The 20,002-nt window shown below is 67.3% G+C and carries 20 protein-coding genes; 13 read left to right on the top strand and 7 right to left on the bottom strand.

What is annotated here, in order from left to right; translation table 11 throughout:
- The first annotated feature begins 2 nt into the window (after nt 1–2).
- From ku to H289_RS0101560, 4 genes are all read left to right on the top strand, one after another.
- Nucleotides 3–836 carry a non-homologous end joining protein Ku gene (gene ku / locus H289_RS29455; RefSeq protein WP_036428019.1) on the top strand — a complete coding sequence of 278 codons (834 nt, stop codon included), beginning with the start codon at nt 3–5 and terminating at the stop codon, nt 834–836.
- 251 nt (nt 837–1,087) lie between these two features.
- Nucleotides 1,088–1,879 carry an SDR family oxidoreductase gene (locus tag H289_RS0101570; protein WP_029104672.1) on the top strand — a complete coding sequence of 264 codons (792 nt, stop codon included), beginning with the start codon at nt 1,088–1,090 and terminating at the stop codon, nt 1,877–1,879.
- Between the two features lie 11 nt (nt 1,880–1,890).
- Nucleotides 1,891–2,970 (top strand): NAD(P)H-dependent amine dehydrogenase family protein, encoded by a 1,080-nt coding sequence (locus tag H289_RS0101565; RefSeq protein WP_020098996.1) that lies wholly within the window; start codon nt 1,891–1,893, stop codon nt 2,968–2,970.
- A gap of 64 nt (nt 2,971–3,034) precedes the next feature.
- On the top strand, nt 3,035–4,270 hold the full coding sequence (locus H289_RS0101560; RefSeq protein ID WP_020098995.1) for an Nramp family divalent metal transporter: 1,236 nt from the start codon (nt 3,035–3,037) through the stop codon (nt 4,268–4,270).
- On the opposite strand, the gene H289_RS29450 is transcribed toward H289_RS0101560, so the two are convergent.
- The 3 genes from H289_RS29450 to H289_RS29445 are packed head-to-tail and all read right to left on the bottom strand — an operon-like array spanning nt 4,260 to nt 7,843.
- Nucleotides 4,260–5,462 carry a lysine N(6)-hydroxylase/L-ornithine N(5)-oxygenase family protein gene (locus H289_RS29450; RefSeq protein ID WP_020098994.1) on the bottom strand — a complete coding sequence of 401 codons (1,203 nt, stop codon included), beginning with the start codon at nt 5,460–5,462 and terminating at the stop codon, nt 4,260–4,262. The two genes, H289_RS0101560 and H289_RS29450, sit on opposite strands and share 11 nt — an antisense overlap.
- A gap of 10 nt (nt 5,463–5,472) precedes the next feature.
- Complete coding sequence (locus tag H289_RS0101550; protein ID WP_020098993.1) at nt 5,473–6,282, bottom strand: GNAT family N-acetyltransferase; 810 nt, start codon at nt 6,280–6,282, stop codon at nt 5,473–5,475.
- A gap of 46 nt (nt 6,283–6,328) precedes the next feature.
- Nucleotides 6,329–7,843, bottom strand: a complete 1,515-nt coding sequence (locus H289_RS29445; protein WP_081633291.1) for an MFS transporter — start codon at nt 7,841–7,843, stop codon at nt 6,329–6,331.
- A 64-nt stretch (nt 7,844–7,907) separates the two neighbouring features.
- Here H289_RS29445 and H289_RS0101540 point away from each other — a divergent pair, with 64 nt between their 5' ends.
- The 5 genes from H289_RS0101540 (at nt 7,908) to H289_RS0101520 (ending at nt 13,799) form a co-directional block, all read left to right on the top strand.
- Nucleotides 7,908–8,729 (top strand): TIGR03621 family F420-dependent LLM class oxidoreductase, encoded by an 822-nt coding sequence (locus H289_RS0101540; RefSeq protein WP_029104671.1) that lies wholly within the window; start codon nt 7,908–7,910, stop codon nt 8,727–8,729.
- Between the two features lie 51 nt (nt 8,730–8,780).
- Nucleotides 8,781–9,338, top strand: a complete 558-nt coding sequence (locus H289_RS0101535; protein ID WP_155944006.1) for a type 1 glutamine amidotransferase domain-containing protein — start codon at nt 8,781–8,783, stop codon at nt 9,336–9,338.
- 13 nt (nt 9,339–9,351) lie between these two features.
- Entirely contained in the window at nt 9,352–11,505 is a 2,154-nt protein-coding gene (locus H289_RS0101530; protein WP_036419930.1) for an MDR family MFS transporter, read from the top strand.
- Nucleotides 11,506–11,847: 342 nt separating this feature from the next.
- Entirely contained in the window at nt 11,848–12,225 is a 378-nt protein-coding gene (locus tag H289_RS0101525; RefSeq protein ID WP_020098988.1) for a heme-binding protein, read from the top strand.
- Nucleotides 12,226–12,227: 2 nt separating this feature from the next.
- Nucleotides 12,228–13,799 (top strand): FAD-dependent oxidoreductase, encoded by a 1,572-nt coding sequence (locus tag H289_RS0101520; protein ID WP_020098987.1) that lies wholly within the window; start codon nt 12,228–12,230, stop codon nt 13,797–13,799.
- Nucleotides 13,800–13,819: 20 nt separating this feature from the next.
- Here the strand turns inward: H289_RS0101520 and H289_RS0101515 are convergent, their stop codons facing one another.
- Nucleotides 13,820–14,158: a MerR family transcriptional regulator gene (locus H289_RS0101515; RefSeq protein ID WP_020098986.1), complete on the bottom strand. Its 339-nt coding sequence runs from the start codon at nt 14,156–14,158 to the stop codon at nt 13,820–13,822.
- Nucleotides 14,159–14,418: 260 nt separating this feature from the next.
- Here H289_RS0101515 and H289_RS0101510 point away from each other — a divergent pair, with 260 nt between their 5' ends.
- The 4 genes from H289_RS0101510 (at nt 14,419) to H289_RS0101495 (ending at nt 17,286) form a co-directional block, all read left to right on the top strand.
- Nucleotides 14,419–14,706, top strand: a complete 288-nt coding sequence (locus H289_RS0101510; protein WP_020098985.1) for a hypothetical protein — start codon at nt 14,419–14,421, stop codon at nt 14,704–14,706.
- Between the two features lie 300 nt (nt 14,707–15,006).
- Nucleotides 15,007–15,210, top strand: coding sequence for a hypothetical protein (locus H289_RS0101505; protein ID WP_020098984.1), 204 nt, complete (start codon nt 15,007–15,009; stop codon nt 15,208–15,210).
- 78 nt (nt 15,211–15,288) lie between these two features.
- Nucleotides 15,289–16,557 (top strand): PucR family transcriptional regulator, encoded by a 1,269-nt coding sequence (locus H289_RS0101500; protein WP_020098983.1) that lies wholly within the window; start codon nt 15,289–15,291, stop codon nt 16,555–16,557.
- A 108-nt stretch (nt 16,558–16,665) separates the two neighbouring features.
- Nucleotides 16,666–17,286 carry a hypothetical protein gene (locus H289_RS0101495; RefSeq protein WP_020098982.1) on the top strand — a complete coding sequence of 207 codons (621 nt, stop codon included), beginning with the start codon at nt 16,666–16,668 and terminating at the stop codon, nt 17,284–17,286.
- 20 nt (nt 17,287–17,306) lie between these two features.
- On the opposite strand, the gene H289_RS0101490 is transcribed toward H289_RS0101495, so the two are convergent.
- From H289_RS0101490 to H289_RS0101480, 3 genes are read right to left on the bottom strand one after another with little or no spacing between them, the layout of a single operon-like run.
- A complete protein-coding gene (locus H289_RS0101490; protein WP_020098981.1) occupies nt 17,307–17,867 on the bottom strand; it encodes a TetR/AcrR family transcriptional regulator in 561 nt (186 codons plus the stop codon).
- 42 nt (nt 17,868–17,909) lie between these two features.
- Complete coding sequence (locus tag H289_RS0101485) at nt 17,910–18,452, bottom strand: TetR/AcrR family transcriptional regulator (protein ID WP_020098980.1); 543 nt, start codon at nt 18,450–18,452, stop codon at nt 17,910–17,912.
- Between the two features lie 4 nt (nt 18,453–18,456).
- Nucleotides 18,457–20,001, bottom strand: coding sequence for an acyl-CoA synthetase (locus tag H289_RS0101480; RefSeq protein ID WP_020098979.1), 1,545 nt, complete (start codon nt 19,999–20,001; stop codon nt 18,457–18,459).
- Nucleotide 20,002: the final 1 nt, after the last annotated feature.

Here is a 20,002-nt window from a genome sequence, read left to right as displayed (position 1 = left end):
GTATGCGGTCCATCTGGAAGGGGTCAGTCGCCTTCGGTCTGGTCAATGTGCCAGTGAAGGTGTACAGCGCCACCGAGGATCACGACATCAAGTTTCATCAGGTGCACGCCAAGGACAACGGCCGCATCCGATACAAGCGGGTGTGCGAGGTCTGCGGCGAGGTCGTCGAGTTTCGGGACATCGCCAAGTCTTTCGAATCAGAGGACGGCCAGACGGTCATCATCACCGACGAAGACATCGCCACGCTGCCGGAAGAGCGCAGCCGTGAGATCGAGGTCGTTGAGTTCGTCCCGGCCGAGCAGATCGATCCGCTGATGTACGACCGCAGCTATTTCCTCGAGCCCGACTCGAAGTCGTCGAAGTCGTACGTGCTGCTGGCCCAGACGCTGGCGCAGACCGAACGCGTGGCCATCGTGCACTTCTCGCTGCGCAACAAGACGCGGCTTGCGGCGTTGCGCGTCAAGGATTTCGGCAAGCGCAACGTGATGATCGTGCACACGCTGCTGTGGCCCGACGAAATCCGCGACCCCGATTTCCCGGTGCTGGACAAGGAAGTCGAGATCAAGAAGGCCGAGCTGACGATGGCCGGCCAGGTGGTGGACTCCATGACCGAGGACTTCCAGCCCGAACAGTTCCACGACACCTACCGCGAGCAGATGGAAGAGCTCATCGAAGCCAAGATCGCGGGCGGCGAGGCATTCACCACCGAGGAAGCGGCGACCGAACTGGACGCGACCGAGGACGTCTCCGATCTGCTGGCCAAGCTGGAAGCCAGCGTGAAGTCGCGGAAGTCCAGCGCCAAGTCCGGTGCGAAGTCCAGCGCGAAGTCCCGGTAGCCCCGAGGGGCGGCGGTCTCTCGCCACAGTCGCCCGCGCGTCCTACGACGAGTGTGTCGCTTTGGTGCACTCCTCGGCGGATCCGCGCCCGAAACCTGCACGCTCGCCGTAGCACCGTGGGCGGCACCCGATGGCTGGTCCGGTCATCGCGTCGGCGGCCAATTGAAACGTGTTCTAGAAATTCGTTCCCGCAGCGCCTCTAACTTGCTAGCGTGCCTAACAACGACCACGACGAGGCGAGTGAGGCACACGTGATTCTGGACAGATTCCGGCTCGACAACCAGGTAGCGGTGGTGACCGGCGCAGGCCGCGGCCTCGGCGCGGCCATTGCCGTCGCATTCGCCGAAGCCGGTGCTGACGTGGTGATTGCCTCACGGACCGAGTCCCAGTTGCAGGAGGTCGCCGCGCAGGTCGAGGCGGCCGGCCGCAAGGCGCACATCATCGCCGCCGACCTGGCCCACCCGGACGAGACCGCCAAGCTCGCCGCCGCGGCGGTCGAGGCGTTCGGCCGACTAGACGTCGTCGTCAACAACGTCGGCGGGACCATGCCCGGGCCGCTGATGTACACCTCGCCGCAGGACCTCAAAGACGCCTTCACGTTCAACGTCGCCACCGCGCACGCGCTGACGCAGGCCGCGGTCCCGCTGATGCTGGAGCACGCCGGCGGCGGCAGCGTCATCAACATCACCTCGGCCGTCGGCCGGCTCGCGGGCCGCGGATTCGCCGCGTACGGCACCGCCAAGGCGGCGCTGGCGCACTACACCAAGCTCGCCGCGATGGACCTGTGCCCGAAGATCCGGGTCAACGGCATCGCACCGGGTTCGATCCTGACCTCGGCGCTGGACATCGTCGCCTCCAACGATGCGTTGCGCGACCCCATGGAGAAGGCCACCCCGATGCGCCGTCTCGGCGACCCCGAGGACATCGCCGCCGCCGCGCTGTACCTGGCCTCACCGGCCGGTGCCTACGTCACCGGCAAGGTGCTGGAGGTCGATGGCGGCCTCACGTTTCCCAACCTCGATCTCCCCATCCCGGACCTGTGAGGAACGCCCACATGCCCATCAAAGTCGCCGCAGTCGGCACTGGCAACGTCGGCCGCCATGCCCTGACGCAGCTCATCAATGACCCCGCGTATGAACTGACGGGCGTCTGGGTGTCCTCGGCCACCAAGGCCGGCAAGGATGCCGGAGAGCTTGCCGGACTTGACGTTTCGACCGGCGTCACGGCCACCGATGACCTCGACGCCATCTTGTCCGGCAAGCCGGACTGTGTCGTCTACACGGCCATGGCCGACAACCGGCTGCCCGAGGCACTGGAGGACTACCGGCGCATCCTGGCCGCCGGCGTCAACGTCGTCGCCAGTGCGGCGGTGTTCCTGCAGTACCCGTGGCAGGTGCTGCCCGCCGAACTGATTGCACCGCTCGAAGATGCCGCAAAAGAAGGCGGTTCGTCCCTCTTCGTCAACGGCATCGACCCCGGCTTCGCCAATGACCTTCTCCCCCTTGCCCTCATGGGCACCTGCCAGAGGGTCGAGCAGGTCCGGTGCATGGAGATCGTCGACTACGCCACCTACGACAGCGCGACGGTGATGTTCGACGTCATGGGCTTCGGCAAGCCCATCGATGAATTGCCGATGCTGCTGCAGCCCGGCGTGCTGAGCCTGGCCTGGGGTTCGGTCGTGCGCCAGTTGGCCGCGGGCCTCGGCATCGAACTCGACGAGCTGACCGAGACGCACACCCGGGTGCCCGCGCCCGAGGACTTCGACATCGCGTCGGGCCACATCCCGGCGGGCACGACGGCAGCCATGCGGTTCGAGGTGCGCGGCATGAAGGACGGCCACCCGGCCGTCGTGCTTGAGCACATCACCCGACTGCGCGACGACATCTGCCCCGACTGGCCGCAGCCCGCACAGGAGGGCGGCTCGTACCGCGTCGAGGTGACGGGCGAGCCGTCGTACGCCCTGGACCTGTGCCTGAGCAGCCGCAAGGGCGACCACAATCACGCGGGCCTCGTCGCCACCGCGGCCCGCGTCGTGAACGCGATCCCGGCGGTGGTCGCCGCCGAACCGGGCATCCGCACCACGCTCGACCTTCCGTTGATCACCGGCAAAGGGCTGTACAGCGGTCCACGTTGATCCGAAGCGCAGATTTCGGCTAACCTAACTTTTCTATTCGCAAACCCGGATAGAAAGTGAGTGCATGCTGACCGACACCCGCGCACCGTCACGCTCGTCGCGCTCGACCTGGTCCCTGTTGGGCCCGGCGTTCGTCGCTGCCATCGCCTATGTGGATCCGGGCAACGTCGCGGCCAACATCAGCGCGGGTGCGAAGTTCGGTTTCCTGCTGGTGTGGGTCATCCTGCTGGCCAACATCATGGCCGGCCTGGTGCAGTACCTGTCGGCCAAGCTGGGCCTGACGACCGGCCGGTCCCTGCCGGAGCTGGTCGCCGAGAACTGCCGCACGCCAACCCGGCTCGCGTTCTGGGTCCAGGCCGAAATGGTGGCCGTGGCAACCGATCTCGCCGAAGTGGTCGGCGGCGCCATCGCGCTGCAACTGCTGTTCGGCCTGCCCATGCTGGTGGGCGGCGTGATCACCGGCGTGGTCTCCATGTGCCTGCTGTCGGTACAGAACCGGGGCAGCCAGCGCGCGTTCGAACGGATCATCGCCGGACTGCTGATGGTCATCACCATCGGCTTCCTCGCCAGCCTGGTCGTCGACCCGCCCGCGCCCGGCGCCGTGCTCGGCGGCGTGGTGCCCCACTTCGCCGGACCCGAGAGCCTCCTGCTGGCCACCGCGATCCTGGGTGCGACGGTCATGCCGCACGTCGTCTACCTGCACTCCGGCCTGGCCCGCGACCGGCACGGGAAGCCCGAGGCCGGCGCACCGCTGCGCCGCATGCTGCGCGTCACGCGCTTCGACGTCGGCCTGGCGATGGTGGTCGCGGGCGCGGTGAACCTGTCGATGCTGCTGGTCGCGGCGACGCACCTGCAGGGCGTCGCGGGCACCGACACCATCGCGGGCGCGCACGCCGCCGTCGGCAACGCCTTGGGCCCCGCGGTCGCCCTGTGCTTCGCCATCGGCCTGTTGGCTTCGGGCCTGGCATCCTCGTCGGTCGGCGCGTACGCCGGCGCGATGATCATGCAGGGCCTGCTGAACCGGTCGTACCCGCTGTTGCTCCGCCGGGCCGTCACAGTCATTCCGGCGTTGGTGGTGCTGGCCGTCGGATTCGACCCGACGGGCGCGCTGGTCATCTCGCAGGTGGTGCTGTCGTTCGGTATCCCGTTCGCGCTCATCCCGTTGGTCCGCCTGACCAGCAACCGCGCCGTGATGGGCGAGAACATCAACCACCGGCTCGTCACGACACTGGGATGGGCTGTGGCCGTGCTGATTTCGGTGCTGAACGTGGTGCTGATCTACTTGACCGTCACGGGCTGATCGCCGCCGCGATCTCGCCGCTGCGGACGGCCACGTTCGACAGCAGCGTCGCGCCGAGCCCGTGGCTGTGTTCGACGGTCGCGCCGTTGAGGTAGATGTCGCCGGGAGCGCCCGGCCTGGCCACCAGCTGGTAATCGCGCGTGGCCAATGGGCGGCCGTGTTCGTCGAACTCATAGCAGGACGCCAGCTCGCCCAGGAACGCCGGCACATCCATCGGCGCGTAGCCGGTCGCGTACACCACGGCATCGCAGCGCACGGTCTCGGTCGTGTTGTCGATGCGGTTGCGCAGGCCCAGCCGGACCTCCGCGTCGTCTTCGTCGGCACCGATGACGCTGCAGGCCCGATGCAGGAACAGCCGGCGGGCCCCGCTCACGCGTTCGTCGTATTCGCGTTCATACAGGTCCGCGATGAGGTCGACGTCGACGGCCGAGTAGTTGGCCGACCGGTGGTAGTCGAGCAGACGTTGACGTTCCGCGCCGTCCGCGCCGTAGAACTCGTCGACCGCTGCGGGATCGAAGATGCGGTTCACGAAGGCACTGTCGTCGGCGAGGCTGTATCCGTACCGGCCGAACACCGCGTGCACCTCGGCGCGCGGGTAGGTGCGGTGCAGGTAGGAAACGACCTCGGCGGCGCTCTGCCCCGCACCGACCACGGCGAACCGGCCGCCGTCCACCGGGCCGAGCGCAGCCATGCCACTGAGCAATTGGTGGCTGTGCCACTGGCGCAGGGTCGAGCGCGTGCCCGTCGGCAGGACCGGGTGCAGGCCGGTGCCCAGCACCAGGGTCCGTGTCGAGATGACCTCGCCGGGGTCGAGCTGCACCGCGAATCCGGCATCACCTGCCGTCACTGCGACCACGCGGCGGCCGTAGCGCACGTCGTCCGCGAACTGGTCCGCGGCCCACTGCAGGTAGTCGTGGAATTCGTGCCGGCTCGGGAACACGTCATGGCGACCGATGAATTCGACCAGCCTGCCCCGATCACTCAGGTAGTTCACGAACGTGAATGCACTCTGCGGATTGCGCAGCGTCGCCAGGTCTTTGAGGAACGGGATCTGCATCCGGGTGCCGGGCAGCAACATGTCGCGGTGCCAGCCGAACCGCGGCTGGGCGTCGACGAAGCGGCCGCGCACGCCACGCTCGGCGAGGGCCACGGCCAGCGCCAGATTCGACGGCCCGAACCCGACTCCCAGCATGTCGGGAGCGTCAGGTCTGGACATGGTTACGGGTGAGCCGGGCAAGGTAGAGCTGATGCACCATGTCCCGGTTGATCAGCACCACGAAATCGGCCATGTCGAATTCCGGGTCGTACGACGGTTCCCCGCAGATCACGCCGCCGATCCGCAGGCTGCCTGCCACCATCGGCGGCACCCGCACGCGGCCGGGATCGGGCAGGTCGGCGAGAGGTATTCCGTTGACCTGCACCGGGTTTCGTGGTGTCACGCGGAACTCCGGCGGTGCCGGGTGCCGCCGGTACGCCCGGTCGAGAACGCCGCGCACCAGCGCACCGCGCGCACCGCCGTCCTCCATGCGCACCGAGAGACTGCCGATCGCCCACCGGTATCCGGTCAGTTCCTGATAGCGCAGAATCCCGGCCCACAGCATCGCCATCACCGCACCGTTGCGATGGTCGGGATGCACGCTGGCACGGCCCAACTCGACCAGTGAGGGCCGCAGCGCGTCGATGCCGGCGCCGAGCTCGAAGTTGGTGTCGGTGAAGATACCGCCGGCCGCGCGCGCACCATCCGGGGGCAGCAAGCGGTAGCAGCCGACGATCGCCCCGGTCTGTTCGTCCCGGGCCAGCAGGTGATCGCTGTAGGCGTCGAAGCGATCGACGTCGATCATCTCGCCGGTGCGCGGTCCGCGAATCGCTTGTGGGAGTGCGGCACCCAGCTCTTCGGCGAACGTCTGGTACCGCAGACGCTGCGCCGCTTCGATCTCATCGGGATCGTCGGAGATGACGATGCTGTAGCGGCCGGAATCGGTCGCTGGGATGAGAACAGCAGCGCCGAACATAAGCTTCGAAAATATCCGCATTGCGGCTCGGCCGTAGCAACTTCGGCTAATCCACAGACTCTGCATGGATTGTTTGCCGGGCGCCCATCCGGACGAGCAGCGCCACGAACAACGTTGCCGTGGTGGCGGCCAGCGCGGCGGCGGTCAACGCGGACTGCATGCCGGCCGCACTGGCTTCCCGCGCGACCACGGCGAGCGCGGGACGCAGCCGGTCGGGTACCACCTCCAGCGCCCGCAACCCGGCGCCGGCCGCCAGCCCGTCACTGAGCTGCCGGCCCGCTTCGGCGCCGAGGCCCGGCACTGCGGAAAGCCGCGACGTGGCAAGGTCGCCCGCGTGCCGGCTGAACAAGGCGCCCAGCCCGGCGACACCGGCCAGGATGCCGATCTGCCGCGCCGTGCTGACCGTGCCCGTCGCCATCCCGGCGTCGGCGACCGGCACGAAACGCAGCGCCGCATCAGACGTCAGCGCCGACAGCCCACCGAGTCCCAGCCCGGCCACGACCGACCCCGAGATGAAGTGCGTCCATGTCGTGTTCGCGTTTACTGCCGTCATCATCCACATACCCGCGGCAATCAATGCGACGCCGGCCGGGATGGTTGCGACCACCGGTATCCTCCGCGCCGCGATCATCGCCAGCGGGGCACCCAGCACGATGGCCAGCGTCAGCGGCAGCGACCGTAACCCGGCGCCAAAGGGGCTGAACCCCAACGTGTTCATGAAATACAACGCGAGGTAGTTCGTCGACGCGATCAGCGTCCCGGTCGCAGCGAACGCGGCCAGGGAGACACCCGCGAATCCGGGACCGGCGAGCAGCCGCACGTCGAGCATCGGCTCGGCCAGACGGGACTCGCGTAGCCCGAAGGTGGCCAGGGCGACCACACAGAAAACACTCAGTCCCAACATGATCGGGCTGCCCCAACCGAAGTGGTTGCCCTCGATCAGCACGTACACGCCCGCGAACAGCGCCGCCGTCAGCACCACCGTGCCCCAGATGTCGACCGGACGTGACCGCGGGACGACGCTTTCGGGGACGGCGAAGATGACGATGTACAGCGCGACCACGCCGACCGGCAGGTTGATCAGGAAGATCGACGGCCACCCGTACGCCGTGACCAGCGCACCGCCCAGCAGCGGCCCGACGGCACCGCCTGCGCCCATCGCCGCGCCGTACGCCGCAATGGCGCCCGCCCGCTGGCGCGCGTCGGGGAACGCGGCCGCGAGCATCGGCAACGACACCCCGAGCAGCACCGCGCCGGCCGCGCCCTGCACCGCCCGCAGCCCGTTGAGTGCGTCGATGTTGCGGGCCAGCGCGCATCCGGCCGACGCGAACATGAACACCACCAGGCCGCCGAGATACAACCGCCGCCGTCCCAGCCGGTCCCCCACCGTCGCCGCCGTGAGCAGTAATCCGGCCATCGGCAGCGCGTAGGCGTCGACCACCCACTGCAATCCCGACAGCGGCGCGTGCAGTGAAGCCTGGATGTCGGCCAGTGCCGCGGCCACGATCGTCATGTCGAGCAGCAGCATGAACACCACCACGCAGACCGCGGTCAGTGTCAGTCTGGGGCGCACACCTGCAGTTTGCACCGGCGGGCACGCTCCGCGCGTCCGTAAGGTCGAACACATGACGAGAGATTTCCGGTTCGGCGTCGGCCTGCGGCACACCGACAGCCGGTCAGCGGTCCAGGACGCGGCGCGCCGCGCCGAGGACGTAGGCTACGACGTCCTCCTGGTGCCCGACCATCTGGGCGCGCCGGCCCCGTTCCCGGTGCTGGCGACCGCTGCCACCGCGACCAGCACGCTGCACCTGGGCACCTTCGTGTTCAATGCCTGCTTCTACAAGCCCGCGCTGTTGGCCCGCGACATCGCGGCCATGCGCGACCTCACCGAGGGGCGGTTCGAGACGGGTCTCGGTGCCGGGTACGTCAAGGAGGAATTCGATGCCGCCGAACTGCCATTCCCCAGCGCCGGGAAACGGGTGGCGTACACCGCGCACGTCACCTCGTATCTGCGCACCCACCTGCCCGACGTGCCGGTGATGATCGCCGGCGCCGGCGACAAGCTGCTGACGGTCGCCGCCCAGCAGGCGCAGATCATCGGGCTGACCGGAGGCGGGCCGCCGTCCGCCGACCACGACCCGCTCGCGGAGCGAATTTCGTTCGTGCGCAACGCCGCCGGCGACCGGTTCGATGAACTGGAGCTGAACCTGGCCATCACCGCGGTGCCGACCGACGGGTCCGGGATACCGGACCTTTCCATGACCCGGCGCTTCCAACCCGACCTCAGCGACGCCGAGCTGTTGACGACTCCGGGCGCCCTCAGCGGCAGCACCACCGACATGGCCGACCGGATCCGAGACCTACGGGATCGCTATGGAGTGACCTACTTCATTGTCCAGCAACAGCATTCGGAGGCCTTCGCGAAAGTCATCGCGGAACTGCCCTGACGGCGTGGCCGACGACGTTTGGGCGACGTCTCCGCGGGTATGAACAGCCACGTGCTCAAGGAACTACAAGGCCGCCGGATCGCCATCCTCGCCGCCGACGGTGTCGAGAGGGTCGAGCTCGACGAACCGCGCGCCGCGGTTCAGGAGGCCGGCGCATCCGTCGAGGTGTTGTCGATCACGGCCGGCGAAATCCAGGCCCGCAATCACGACCTCGAACCGGCAGGCACCATCGCGGTGGACCGCACCGTCGGCGAGGTACGGGTCGACGCGTTCGACGCGCTGATCCTGCCGGGCGGCACCGTGAACCCCGACAAACTGCGGGTCGACGACACCGCGGTGGCGTTCGTCGGCGACTTCGTCCGCTCCGGCAAGCCCGTCGCCGCGATCTGTCACGGGCCGTGGACCCTCGTCGAGGCCGACGTCGTCCGCGACCGCAAGGTGACCAGCTATCCGAGTGTCCGCACCGATCTGCGTAACGCCGGAGCCACCGTCGTCGATCAAGCAGTGTGTATCGACGGCAATCTCATCACCAGCCGTTCGCCCTCCGATCTGCCGGCGTTCTGCGAGGCCATCACCGAGGCATTGGCGAGCAGTCCGGCCCAGACCTGAGGTCAGCCGGGTTATGACAGCCACCACCACACATAGCCCCACCGACGTGCCGGACGCGGCTCCCAGCGTGCGGCAGCGCAACTTCGTCTTCCTGGCCGTCGTCCTCGGGATGCTGCTCGCCGCCCTCGACCAGACCATCGTGGCGACGGCGCTCCCGACAGTCGTCGCCGACCTCGGTGGCGCCGGCCACCAGTCCTGGGTCGTCACGAGCTACCTGCTCGCCTCGACGATCGTCACCGCGGTGGTCGGCAAGCTCGGCGACATCTTCGGCCGCAAAAAGATCTTCCAGGTCGCGATCCTGCTGTTCCTGGCCGGCTCGGTCCTGTGTGGGCTCGCGGAATCGATGGGGATGCTCGTCGCGTCGCGGGCGCTGCAGGGCCTGGGTGGTGGCGCGATCACCGTGACGGCCGTCGCGGTGATCGGCGAGGTCATCCCGCTGCGCGAAAGAGGCAAGTATCAAGGCGCTTTGGGCGCGGTGTTCGGTGTCACGACCGTCGTCGGCCCGTTGCTCGGCGGGCTGTTCACCGACCATCTGGGGTGGCGGTGGGCGTTCTGGATCAACGTGCCGGTGGCGGTGGTGGTCATCGGGATCGCGGCCGTGGCCATTCCCGAACTGGCGCGCGCCGGGCGACCCGTCGTCGACTACGCGGGCATCGTGCTGGTCGGGCTCGGCGCTGCCGGCCTGACACTGGCAACCAGTTGGGGCGGCACCACGTATGCCTGGGGTTCGGCGACGATCATCGGGTTGTTCGTCGCCTCGGCCGTGGCCATCGCAGGCTTCGTCATGGTGGAACGCCGTGCGCCCGAACCGATTCTGCCGATCCGCCTGTTCGCGAACCCGGTCTTCACGGTGTGCTGTGTGCTGTCGTTCGTCGTCGGCTTCGCGATGCTGGGTGCGCTGACGTTCCTGCCGACCTACATGCAGTTCGTCGACGGTGTCTCGGCAACCGCGTCAGGGCTGCGCACCTTGCCGATGGTGGCCGGTCTGCTCGTCACTTCGCTGGGCAGCGGCGCGATCGTCGGCCGCACGGGGCAGTACCGCATCTTCCCGATCGCCGGTACAGCCATCATGGCGTTGGGGTTCGTGCTGCTGTCACGGATGGACGCCGACACCTCGACGCTGACCCAGTCACTGTTCCTGCTGATTCTCGGCACCGGGATCGGGCTCAGCATGCAGGTGCTGATTCTCGTGGTGCAGAACACCGTCGACTTCGCCGACCTCGGCGTCGCCACCTCCGGCGTGACGTTCTTCCGCACCATCGGAAGTTCTTTCGGCGCAGCGATTTTCGGGTCGATGTTCGCGAACTTCCTGGGTGACCGCATACCCGCGGCCATGAGGGCCGGCGGCGCGCCACCCGACGCGGCGACGTCGCCGAAAGTGCTGCACAGCCTTCCGCACGACACCGCCGCCCCGATCATCAACGCCTATGCCGATTCGCTGAGCCAGGTGTTCCTGCTGGCGGCGCCCGTCGCGGTCGTCGGCTTCGTCCTGGCGTTGTTCCTCAAACAGGTGCCGCTTCGTGACGCTGCCGCCAGTGGCAGCACCGACATGGGCGAGGGTTTCGGCATGCCGACCACCGAGTCGCCGGAGAAACTCATCGAAGTCGCCGTCGGCCGGTTGTTGCAGCGCAGCAACGGCATTGACCTCGAAGCGGTGGCTCGCACCTCGAACAGCCGCCTGGGGACCGCACAATTGTGGGCACTGATGCTGATCTACCGGTACGCCGCGGTGACCGGCGCCGCCGACCTTCTCGACATCGCGGACGATCGACGGGTTCCACCTCAGGTTCTCGAACCGATCTTCGATCGCCTGGTGGCCACCGGGTTCGCGACGCGCTCCGGAACCGAATACTCGCTGACCCCGGCCGGTTCGGCCGAGGTGGGTGCGGCCCGCAACGTGATCTCGAGCTGGATCACCGAAACCCTCACGCAGTCGGACGAATTCCAGGGCGCACCTGAGCGCATTCACGTCCAGAGCGCACTCGACCGTATTGCCCGTGGTCTGCTGACCGAACGGGAGTCGGCCCGGCGTGAGCGGCGGCCGACGAAACTCGGGCCACCCCATCAGTTTGTCGCCGAGCAACCCACCACGCGCATGCGCGCGGCGCGGCCCGACGAACCCCCGACCCGACCGTTCCGCCCCCACGCGACGCTGCCGCGCCGCTGACGCGATCAGCGCCGGACTCAGATACCGGATTGCCGGGACGGTCCTGTTTGCGGCTGGACCGTCCCGGCGGTGCCGGTGTCGACCGACCGGACGCCCGGATCTGTGGAACCGGAGAGAAGCGACGGCAGTGTCGGAGCCACTCCAGCGGACGTCGAGTTCGGAATCCACCTGACGCCGGTTGAATACCCGCTCCGGTGCTTTGAAACACGCAGTGTGGATGCGAGACAGCAAAATCCGGTGGGTTCAGATTCACGACCGCGGGTATATGACGACCGGTGCCTGGCGGATGCCGTCCAACCGATCTGCATCCAGTCGGCAACGAAACACAGAGGAGGACATGCCATGACGCTTCGATTCACCAGCCTGACCCCGGTACTGGCCGCCGTACCGCTGTGTCTGAGTCTGATCACACCCGCGACGGCGATTGCGGAAGCCGACTGCAGCCCGGAATCCGTTGCTAATACCGTCAGTTCGGCCACCGGAGCGGCCAGCAATTACCTGACAGCGCATCCCGATGCCAATCAGGTTGTGGTGGCGTCATATTCGCAGCCGCGGCCGATGGCGTCGGCCGATATCCGGGCGTACTTCACGGCCCACCCCCAGCAGTATCAGGACCTGCGTGGAATCCTGGCGCCGATCGGTGACACGCAGCAGCGGTGCAACGTGACGGTGCTGCCGCCCGAATTGGCTTCCGCCTACGCCGAATTCATGGCCGGTTAGGCATGGCGGTGACCGGACCTCCGAATGGTTGCCACCGGACCTCGTTGTGGTTGGCCGACCGCGAGATGTCGCCGACTTCGCCGCCGTCGCCGGAGTCGACGGACCTCGCGTCGCCCGCCGACGTGGTCGTGATCGGCGCCGGCATCACCGGGCTGACCACCGCCGTGCTGCTGGCCCGAGCGGGCAAGAACGTCACGGTTGTCGAGGCGCGGCATGTGGGTGCCGGCACAACCGGCAACACCACCGGCAAGTTGACCGTCTTGCAGGGCAGCAAGCTGGCGCGCATTGCCGCCAAGCACAGCGCGGACGTCTTGCGCGACTACGTCCGCGGCAACGCCGAGGGACGTGATTGGCTGGTGCGCCATTGCGAGAACCATGCGATCCCGTGGCAGGCCGAACCCGACCACGCCTACGCCCAGACGTTCTCGGGTGTCGCCACCGCGCGTGACACGTTCAGCGCCTGCCAGGAAGCGGGATTGACGCAGGCGCAGTGGGTCGACACCGCCGATGTGCCGTTCCCGTTCCATGGCGGCGTGCGGCTACCGGAACAGGCACAGGTCGATCCGATGCCTCTGCTGAACAGTCTGGCGGTCGAATTCGAAGCCCACGGCGGCACCCTGCTGCAGGGCGTCCGCGCGGTGTCGGTGGCCGACGACGGATTGGTGCGCGTGGCGCTGCAGGCAACGCACCCCACGGTTGATGCCGCGGGGTCCAACATGTCGGTCACCGCGCACCGGTGCATCCTGGCGACCGGAACACCGATCCTGGACCGCGGCGGCTTCTTCGCGCGGCTGACGGCGAAACGCTCCTACTGCATGGCTTTCGACGTCGCCCGCGAGGCGACGGGCGGCATGTTCATCTCGGTCGATTCCCCCACCAGGTCGGTGCGGTACGCGCCATCCGCGAGCGGCGAAAAACTCATCGTCGGTGGCGCCGGCCATCCGGTGGGCCGCGCGCACACACCCGCCCACGACGTGGCCGAGCTCACCAAGTGGGCGGAACTGCACTATCCGGGTGCCCGTCCGACACACTTCTGGTCAGCCCAGGACTATTCGCCCATCGATGAGTTGCCGTACGTCGGCCCCCTGCTTCCGGGTTACGAAAAGATTCGGGTGGCAACAGGTTTCGACAAGTGGGGCCTGACCAACGGTGTTGCGGCGGCGCTCGCCCTCTCGGCGCAGATGCTCGGCGGCCACATCGAGTGGGCTCGCGCGTTCGCCAGTTGGAGTCCGCACGAACTGCGCGGCGTGACGGCCGCGCTGCGCGCGAATCTCGAGGTCGGACTGAATCTGGCCAAAGGCTGGATCATGCCGCTTTCCGCGTCGCCGGACGGGATCTCCGAAGGCGCCGGGGTGGTCAGTGGACCCCCGTGGCAGCTACGCGCCGAAAGCCTGGTCGACGGGGAACAACGCACCGTGTCGGCGATCTGCCCGCACCTGGGCGGCGTGGTGCGGTGGAACGACGCCGACCGGGCCTGGGAGTGTCCGCTGCACGGTTCGCGGTTCGCGCCGGACGGTCGGCTCCTGGAGGGGCCCGCCACCCGAGGTCTCGCGGCGAAAACCCAGGCACGATAACCGAGCTGGTCAGCCGCCCGTCACTTCGAGCGGTTGCGCCGATCGGCCGCGCTGCGCAGTGCGCTGTTGTCGTCTTCCAATTCGAGGATCCTGCTGATTCCCGCGATGTTCACGCCCGAGGCGACCAGGGCGACGATCCGCCCGATCCGGGCCACGTCGTCGGCGCTGTAGCGGCGGGTGCCGCCGTCGGTGCGCGCCGGTGTGAGAAGCCCGTGCCGCTCCCACAGCCGCAGTGATTGTGTTGGGGCACCGGAGAGTTCCGCGGCGACCGTGATCCCGTACACCGCATGATCGGATGCCGGGCCCGCGGCAGCGGGTCCTGCGCTCGGCGGCACCAGCCGGCGATCTGCATCGTTCATGAGATTCCCTGTTCCACTACTTGCATTGAATCACGCATTGGTGCTATATAGAAATCTATGTCAGTTGCCATAGATAAACTACCTTGAGTTGAACAGGCGGTAAAGGAAACGACGGTTGAGGTGACCGCCGGAGGGCCTGGCCTTCCGGCTGAGCTGACGAACATGAGCTTGTGTGCCAGATCTGGGCTGGATTTGACACACAAGCTCAGTCTCGGCGCCCGAATCGGTCATCAGCCTCAGGAACGGCTGGAGCACAAGTGATGTCAGCAGAGAAGCAGGAAATGCACCTCGCGTACGTCGAGCGCATCGGCGCAGCTCATCAGGCGCTGCGCGCCGCCCAGCGTGAACTGCGCGAGGCTGTCGAGGCGGCACATGCCGCCGGCCACACCTGGGACGTCATCGCAACGGCGCTGAGCGCCACCGCATCTCCCTCGACCGACATGTCCGACGACATCCCCACCATCGACGACGTCGTTCAAACGGTTCTCGGGATCGACCGCAAGGCCGGACCACCAGACCACCAGGACTCCGTCGCCGGTCTGCAGTAGCAGCCGGTCGCGACGCCACGTTGCGTTTCGTCGGGTTCGGACACGTCGGAGGCCTTCGGTTCGGTTGCTGCCGTCACCATCAATTGTCGGCGCGGCGCGCCGGAATGGGGGCCACCCGCGGAAATTGATGCCCCTTTGTTCGTCAGGGACAACGATTCGGGCCAGATCGCCAAAAGATTGTCTCGGCGGTACCTGGGTCGCCGCGTGCCCGCGCCGTACCGTTCTGGTATCAGCTTCCCCGTTGAGAAAACTCCAAATATCAACGGAACAAATATATTTCATCAATCCAGGAGCACAGCCATGTTCGAGCCCGCCTTCATCTTCGACGCCATCGTCCTCTTCTCCATCGGCCTGTGGCCGCTGCTGCTGGTCGTCGGCGCCGCCGGCGTCCGCTGGTTCAACGCCCGCCGCAGTGCCGCCGCTGCCGCCGTCCACTCGGTGGCGTTGCCGCACGTCGCCGCGCCGGCCCGCGCGCGCACCCTGGCCTACGCCACCGGCCAGTAACAAATTGACGATCCAGTCAGTCGCGGGTCGCGCCCGCATTCCCAGATAGGCACGCCCGCCAAGCCATAGAGTCGGGCGATGTCGCGAAGCCACGACACCGGGACACTCGCCGCCGAGACCGCCGCGATGATCGTGGATCGGTTGGGCGACAAGCTGCCGGCCACGACCCGTTCGATCCAGGAATTGCTGGCTCAGGAGCGGTCCGAGATGGCCGGTGACGGCGAGTTGATGGAGCTGCTCTACGACGCCGTGCAGGGCAACCTCGAAGCCTTCTTCCCCGCCATCCGCCACGGGATCCCCATCGACCGCATCGAACCGCCCACGGCAGCGCTGGAACACGCGCGCCGGATGGCGCAGCGCGGCACCGATGTCGACGAGTTGGTGCGGGCGTACCGCCTCGGTCACCACAGTGTCCTCAAGTTGATCCTCGATGAGGTGCGGGCGGCGCAGCTCGACGCCGAGCTGGGATGGCAGGTCTTCGAAGAGATCGCCGCCAGCTCGTTCACCTACATCGACCAGGTCTCGCATCAGGTCGTCAACGCCTACCAGGTCGAGCGCGACCGATGGCTGGCCAATCGGAACCAGATGCGGGCACTGCGCGTGCGCGAGGTGCTCGACGGCGGCGATCTCGACATCGACGAGACGACCGACCTCATCCGCTACCCGCTGCACCGGGTCCATCTGGCGCTCATCGTGTGGTGTGCGGAGCATGCCGACGGCGACGAACTGGACGTCATGGAGCGGTTCGTGACCGATCTGGCCGCCGCCCTGGGCGCGCGGGAACGCCCGTTGTTCGTCGCATCGGATCAGGTGACCGGATGGGCCTGGATTCCGCTACCGGCCGGCGCCGACGATCCGGTGGGTCAAATCCGCGCGTTTGTCCGGTCCCGCCCGGACGCGCCATGGCTGACCGTGGGAAACCCGCTGGGCGGGCTGCGCGGTTTCCGCGACTCACACCGTCAGGCCGTCGCCGCCAGGACGGTCGCGATGGCGCCGGGCGCCCCGCCACGGCCGGTCACCGCCGCCGATGAACCGGGCCTCGTGGTCGCAGCACAGTTCAGCTCGGACCTCGAACATGCCCGATCGTGGGTCGGCCAGGTGCTCGGCCCGCTTGCCGCGGATACCGACAGCGATGAACGGCTGCGGGAGACCCTCCGCGGGTTCCTGCGCAACAGCTCCAGCTTCAAATCCAGCGCCGACGAGCTGCACCTGCACGTCAACTCGGTGAAGTACCGGGTGCAGCGCGCCATCGAGCGCCGCGGCAGACCGATCGAAGAAGACCGCATCGACGTGGAAGTCGCACTGCTGCTTTGCCATTGGTTCGGCGCCGCGGTTCTCGCTCCTTAACGCAACCTGTGGATTCCGGCAAAGTCCATACGCCATCGGGGTCGACAAGGGACGCTGTGGGGAGAACGAGCAGCGCCACGGGGCGCTGCCGCAACCGAGGAGCGCCTGGTGTACGCACGCTCAACCACGTTTCAGGCCGAGCCGGCGTCGATCGACGCGGGCGTTGCGTACATGCGCGACACCGTGCTGCCCGCACTGGAGGAGCTGGGGGCCGCGGGGATGTCACTGCTGGTGGACCGGCGCCTGGGGCGCTGCATCGCCACCAGCTCCTGGGAGTCCGAAGCGGTGATGCACCTGACGGCGCATGCCGCCCGTCCCCTCGGGGAACGCGCGGCAGAGCTGCTGAACGGAACCCGGAAGGAGATCAGCGAGTGGGAGGTCACGGCGCTGCACCGCCGCCACCGCTCGCCGGAGGGCGCCTGCCTTCGCGTTGCCTGGTTCTCCGTCGAACCCCATCAGGCGGACCTGCTCACCGACTTCTACCGGACGCTGGTCCTGCCGCCGTTGGAGAAACTCGAGGGATTCTGCAGCGCCAGCCTCCTGCTCGACAAGCCGTCCGGACGCGCCGTTTCGTCCGTGACGTTCGACAGCGCCACGGCGCTGGACAACAACCGCGAAGAGGCCAGCGCGCTCCGCACCGAAAAGCTCGCCCAGCTGGGCGGCAGTCTGGTCGACATCTGTGAGTTCGAACTGGCCATCGCTCATCTGCGGGTGCCGGAACTCGTCTGACGCACCGCCGGTCGGCCCACTCAGGGCGCGGTGGTGTGTCCGATCGCGCGATAGACCATCTGCTCGTACTCGTTGAAGACCCGGTTGAAGTCCTTTCGAGTGACCGGCGACCGCCATTGCTGCAATCCGACGAGCAGGGTGATGCCCATGATGGCGAGCGTCTCGGCTTGCCGGCGGGTAGCCACCGCCGGCCGGAGCAGGTTGGTCAGGATCTCGACGCGCCTGGCGTCGACCGCCTTCTGAACTTGGGCCACTTGCGAATTCGCGTGCGCCCAGCCCCGGATCGCCGCCTCGGCATCGTGCGGCAGTTTCGCCGTCAGGGTCTTCATCAGATGAACCCGCGTCGCAAGATCCTCTGGCACGTTGGACAATTCGGCGATCCGCTCGGTCTGGGCGCGCTCCCAGTACGCGAGGAACTCCGTGACGAAGCCGTCCATGCTGCCGAAGTATCCGTAGAACGAGCCCGACGTGACGCCCAGCGATTTGCACAACGGAGCGATCTTCAAGCCGGCCACCCCGGTCGAGGCCAGGATCTCCATCGCGGCGTTGAAGTAGTCATCGCGCGTCACCGACAGCCGCACTCGCCACACCTTTCACTCACGCAGTGCCCATCGTAAGGGAACCTATATTTGGTGCGCCCTCACCATGGTTTCGAACTGCTCGAACAGGCTGTCGCGGTCCGCGGCTCCGGTGTCTGAAAACAACTGCTGGTAGCCGATCAACAGAGCCATGGCGACTTCGGCGAGGCGACCGCAGTGCTCCGCCGGCACGAGCTTGCCGAGGATGGCTGCCAGGGCTGCGCCACGTTCGATGTCCAGTCGATGCTGGAGCTGCGCCGCGACGGCACGGCGCGGGGCCCAGGCGCGCAGTGCCGTCTCGGCATCGTGCGGAACGATGTCGAGAAGCTCGCGTAACCGGGCCATGATCGCCTCCGACGTGTCATCGGAAGCAGCCAACTCGAGTAGGCGCCGGTTCGGCTGCGACAGCCGGGTCGTCAGGAGCCGGGTGACGAACTCGTCGAGACTGGCGAAGTAGCCGTAGAAAGAGCCGGTGGTGACCCCCAGGGCACCGCACAGGGCGCCGACTTTGATGCTGTCCGGGCCCTGCGTCGCCAACAGTTCCACGCCGGCGTCGAAGTAGTCTTCGACACCGACGATGCGTCGCATCCCGTCATCCCCTCGCCGGCGCCACGTACTGCTGAACGAGCTTGCGCTTGACCAGTTTTCCCGTCGGGGTACGCGGCAGGCTCTCGACGAAGTCGACGGTCTTGGGTGTCTTGAACGACGCGACCTTCGCCCGGGAATGTTCGATGAGTTGGGCCGCCAGCTCGTCGCTGGCGTCAACTCCGTCACGCAGCTGGACGACCGCTTTAACCTGCTGTCCCATGGCCGGGTCCGGAACCCCGATGACGGCGACGTCGAACACCGCCGGGTGCAGCGCGAGGGCGTCCTCGACTTCCTGCGGATAGATGTTCACACCGCCGGAGATGATCATGAACGACTTCCGGTCCGTCAGAAAGAGATAACCGTCGGCATCGACGTAGCCGATGTCGCCCACCGTCGTCCAGTTGTCGTGCGCCGGGTGCTCGGCATCCTTGGTCTTGGCCGGGTCGTTGTGGTACTCGAACGGACGCACATCGCGCTCGAAGTACACCAATCCCGGCTCACCGGTGGGCAATTCCGCGCCGTCGTCACCGCAGATGTGCACCGGGCCGAGCATGCTCCGGCCCACCGAACCGCGCTTGGCCAGCCACTCGTGCGAGTTGATGACGGTGAAGCCGCAGGCCTCCGTCGACGAGTAGTACTCGACGAGAATCGGCCCCCACCAATCGATCATGGCCTGCTTCACATCGGGTGGGCACGGCGCCGCGGCATGCACCGCCAACCGCAGACTCGAGACGTCATAGGACGCCCGGGCGTCGTCGGTCAACTGCAGCATCCGGACGAACATGGTCGGCACCACCTGGATGACCGTGGCCCGGTACTGCTGGACGGCGTCGAGCGTCGTCTCGGCCTTGAATCTCTCGAGCACCACGACGGTGCCGCCATGCGCCTGGATCGCGCCACACCAGCGCAGGGGCGCGGCGTGATAGATCGGCGCCGGAGAGAGGTAGACGTCGTCGGCCGTCACACCGAAGGCGGTGCCGAGCAACCCCGTGATGGGATCGCCCGGCTCGTCGACCTGGATCGGCAGCAGTGGCGGCTTGATTCCTTTCGGGCGCCCCGTGGTGCCCGACGAGTACAACATATCGCTGCCGCGGGGTTGGTCAGGCAGGGTCCGGTGACCGGCTGAGGCCAAAAGGTCTGCGTACGAATCAAATCCGGCGAGGTTGTCGCCGAAGCTGAAGGCATGTCCGACGTTCGGGACCAGGGCCCGCACCTGCTCGACCAACTCCCCCAACCGACCCGCGGCGATCAGCACCTTGGCACCGCAGTCGTCCACGATGTAGGCGGCTTCCTCGGCGGTGAGGTGGAAGTTCACTGCGGTCAGGTACAGGCCGGACCGCAGTGCGGCCCAGTAGATCGTGAAGCACTCGGCAGCGTTGTCGCTCAGCATTGCGATGACATCGCCTTTGACGAGGCCGAAATCGGCCAGTGCGACAGCGAGTTGCCGTGAGCTGTCGTCGAGTTCGCGATAGGTGACGGTACGCCCCGACTCGGCCATGATGACGGCCGCCTTGTCCGGCATCGTCAGCGCGTGAGTTCCCGGGAACATG

The organism is Mycobacterium sp. 360MFTsu5.1 (genome assembly GCF_000383495.1).
Taxonomy (GTDB): domain Bacteria; phylum Actinomycetota; class Actinomycetes; order Mycobacteriales; family Mycobacteriaceae; genus Mycobacterium; species Mycobacterium mucogenicum_B.
Note: the sequence above shows the minus strand (reverse complement) of the source record. Positions and strands in the feature narration are given on the sequence as shown.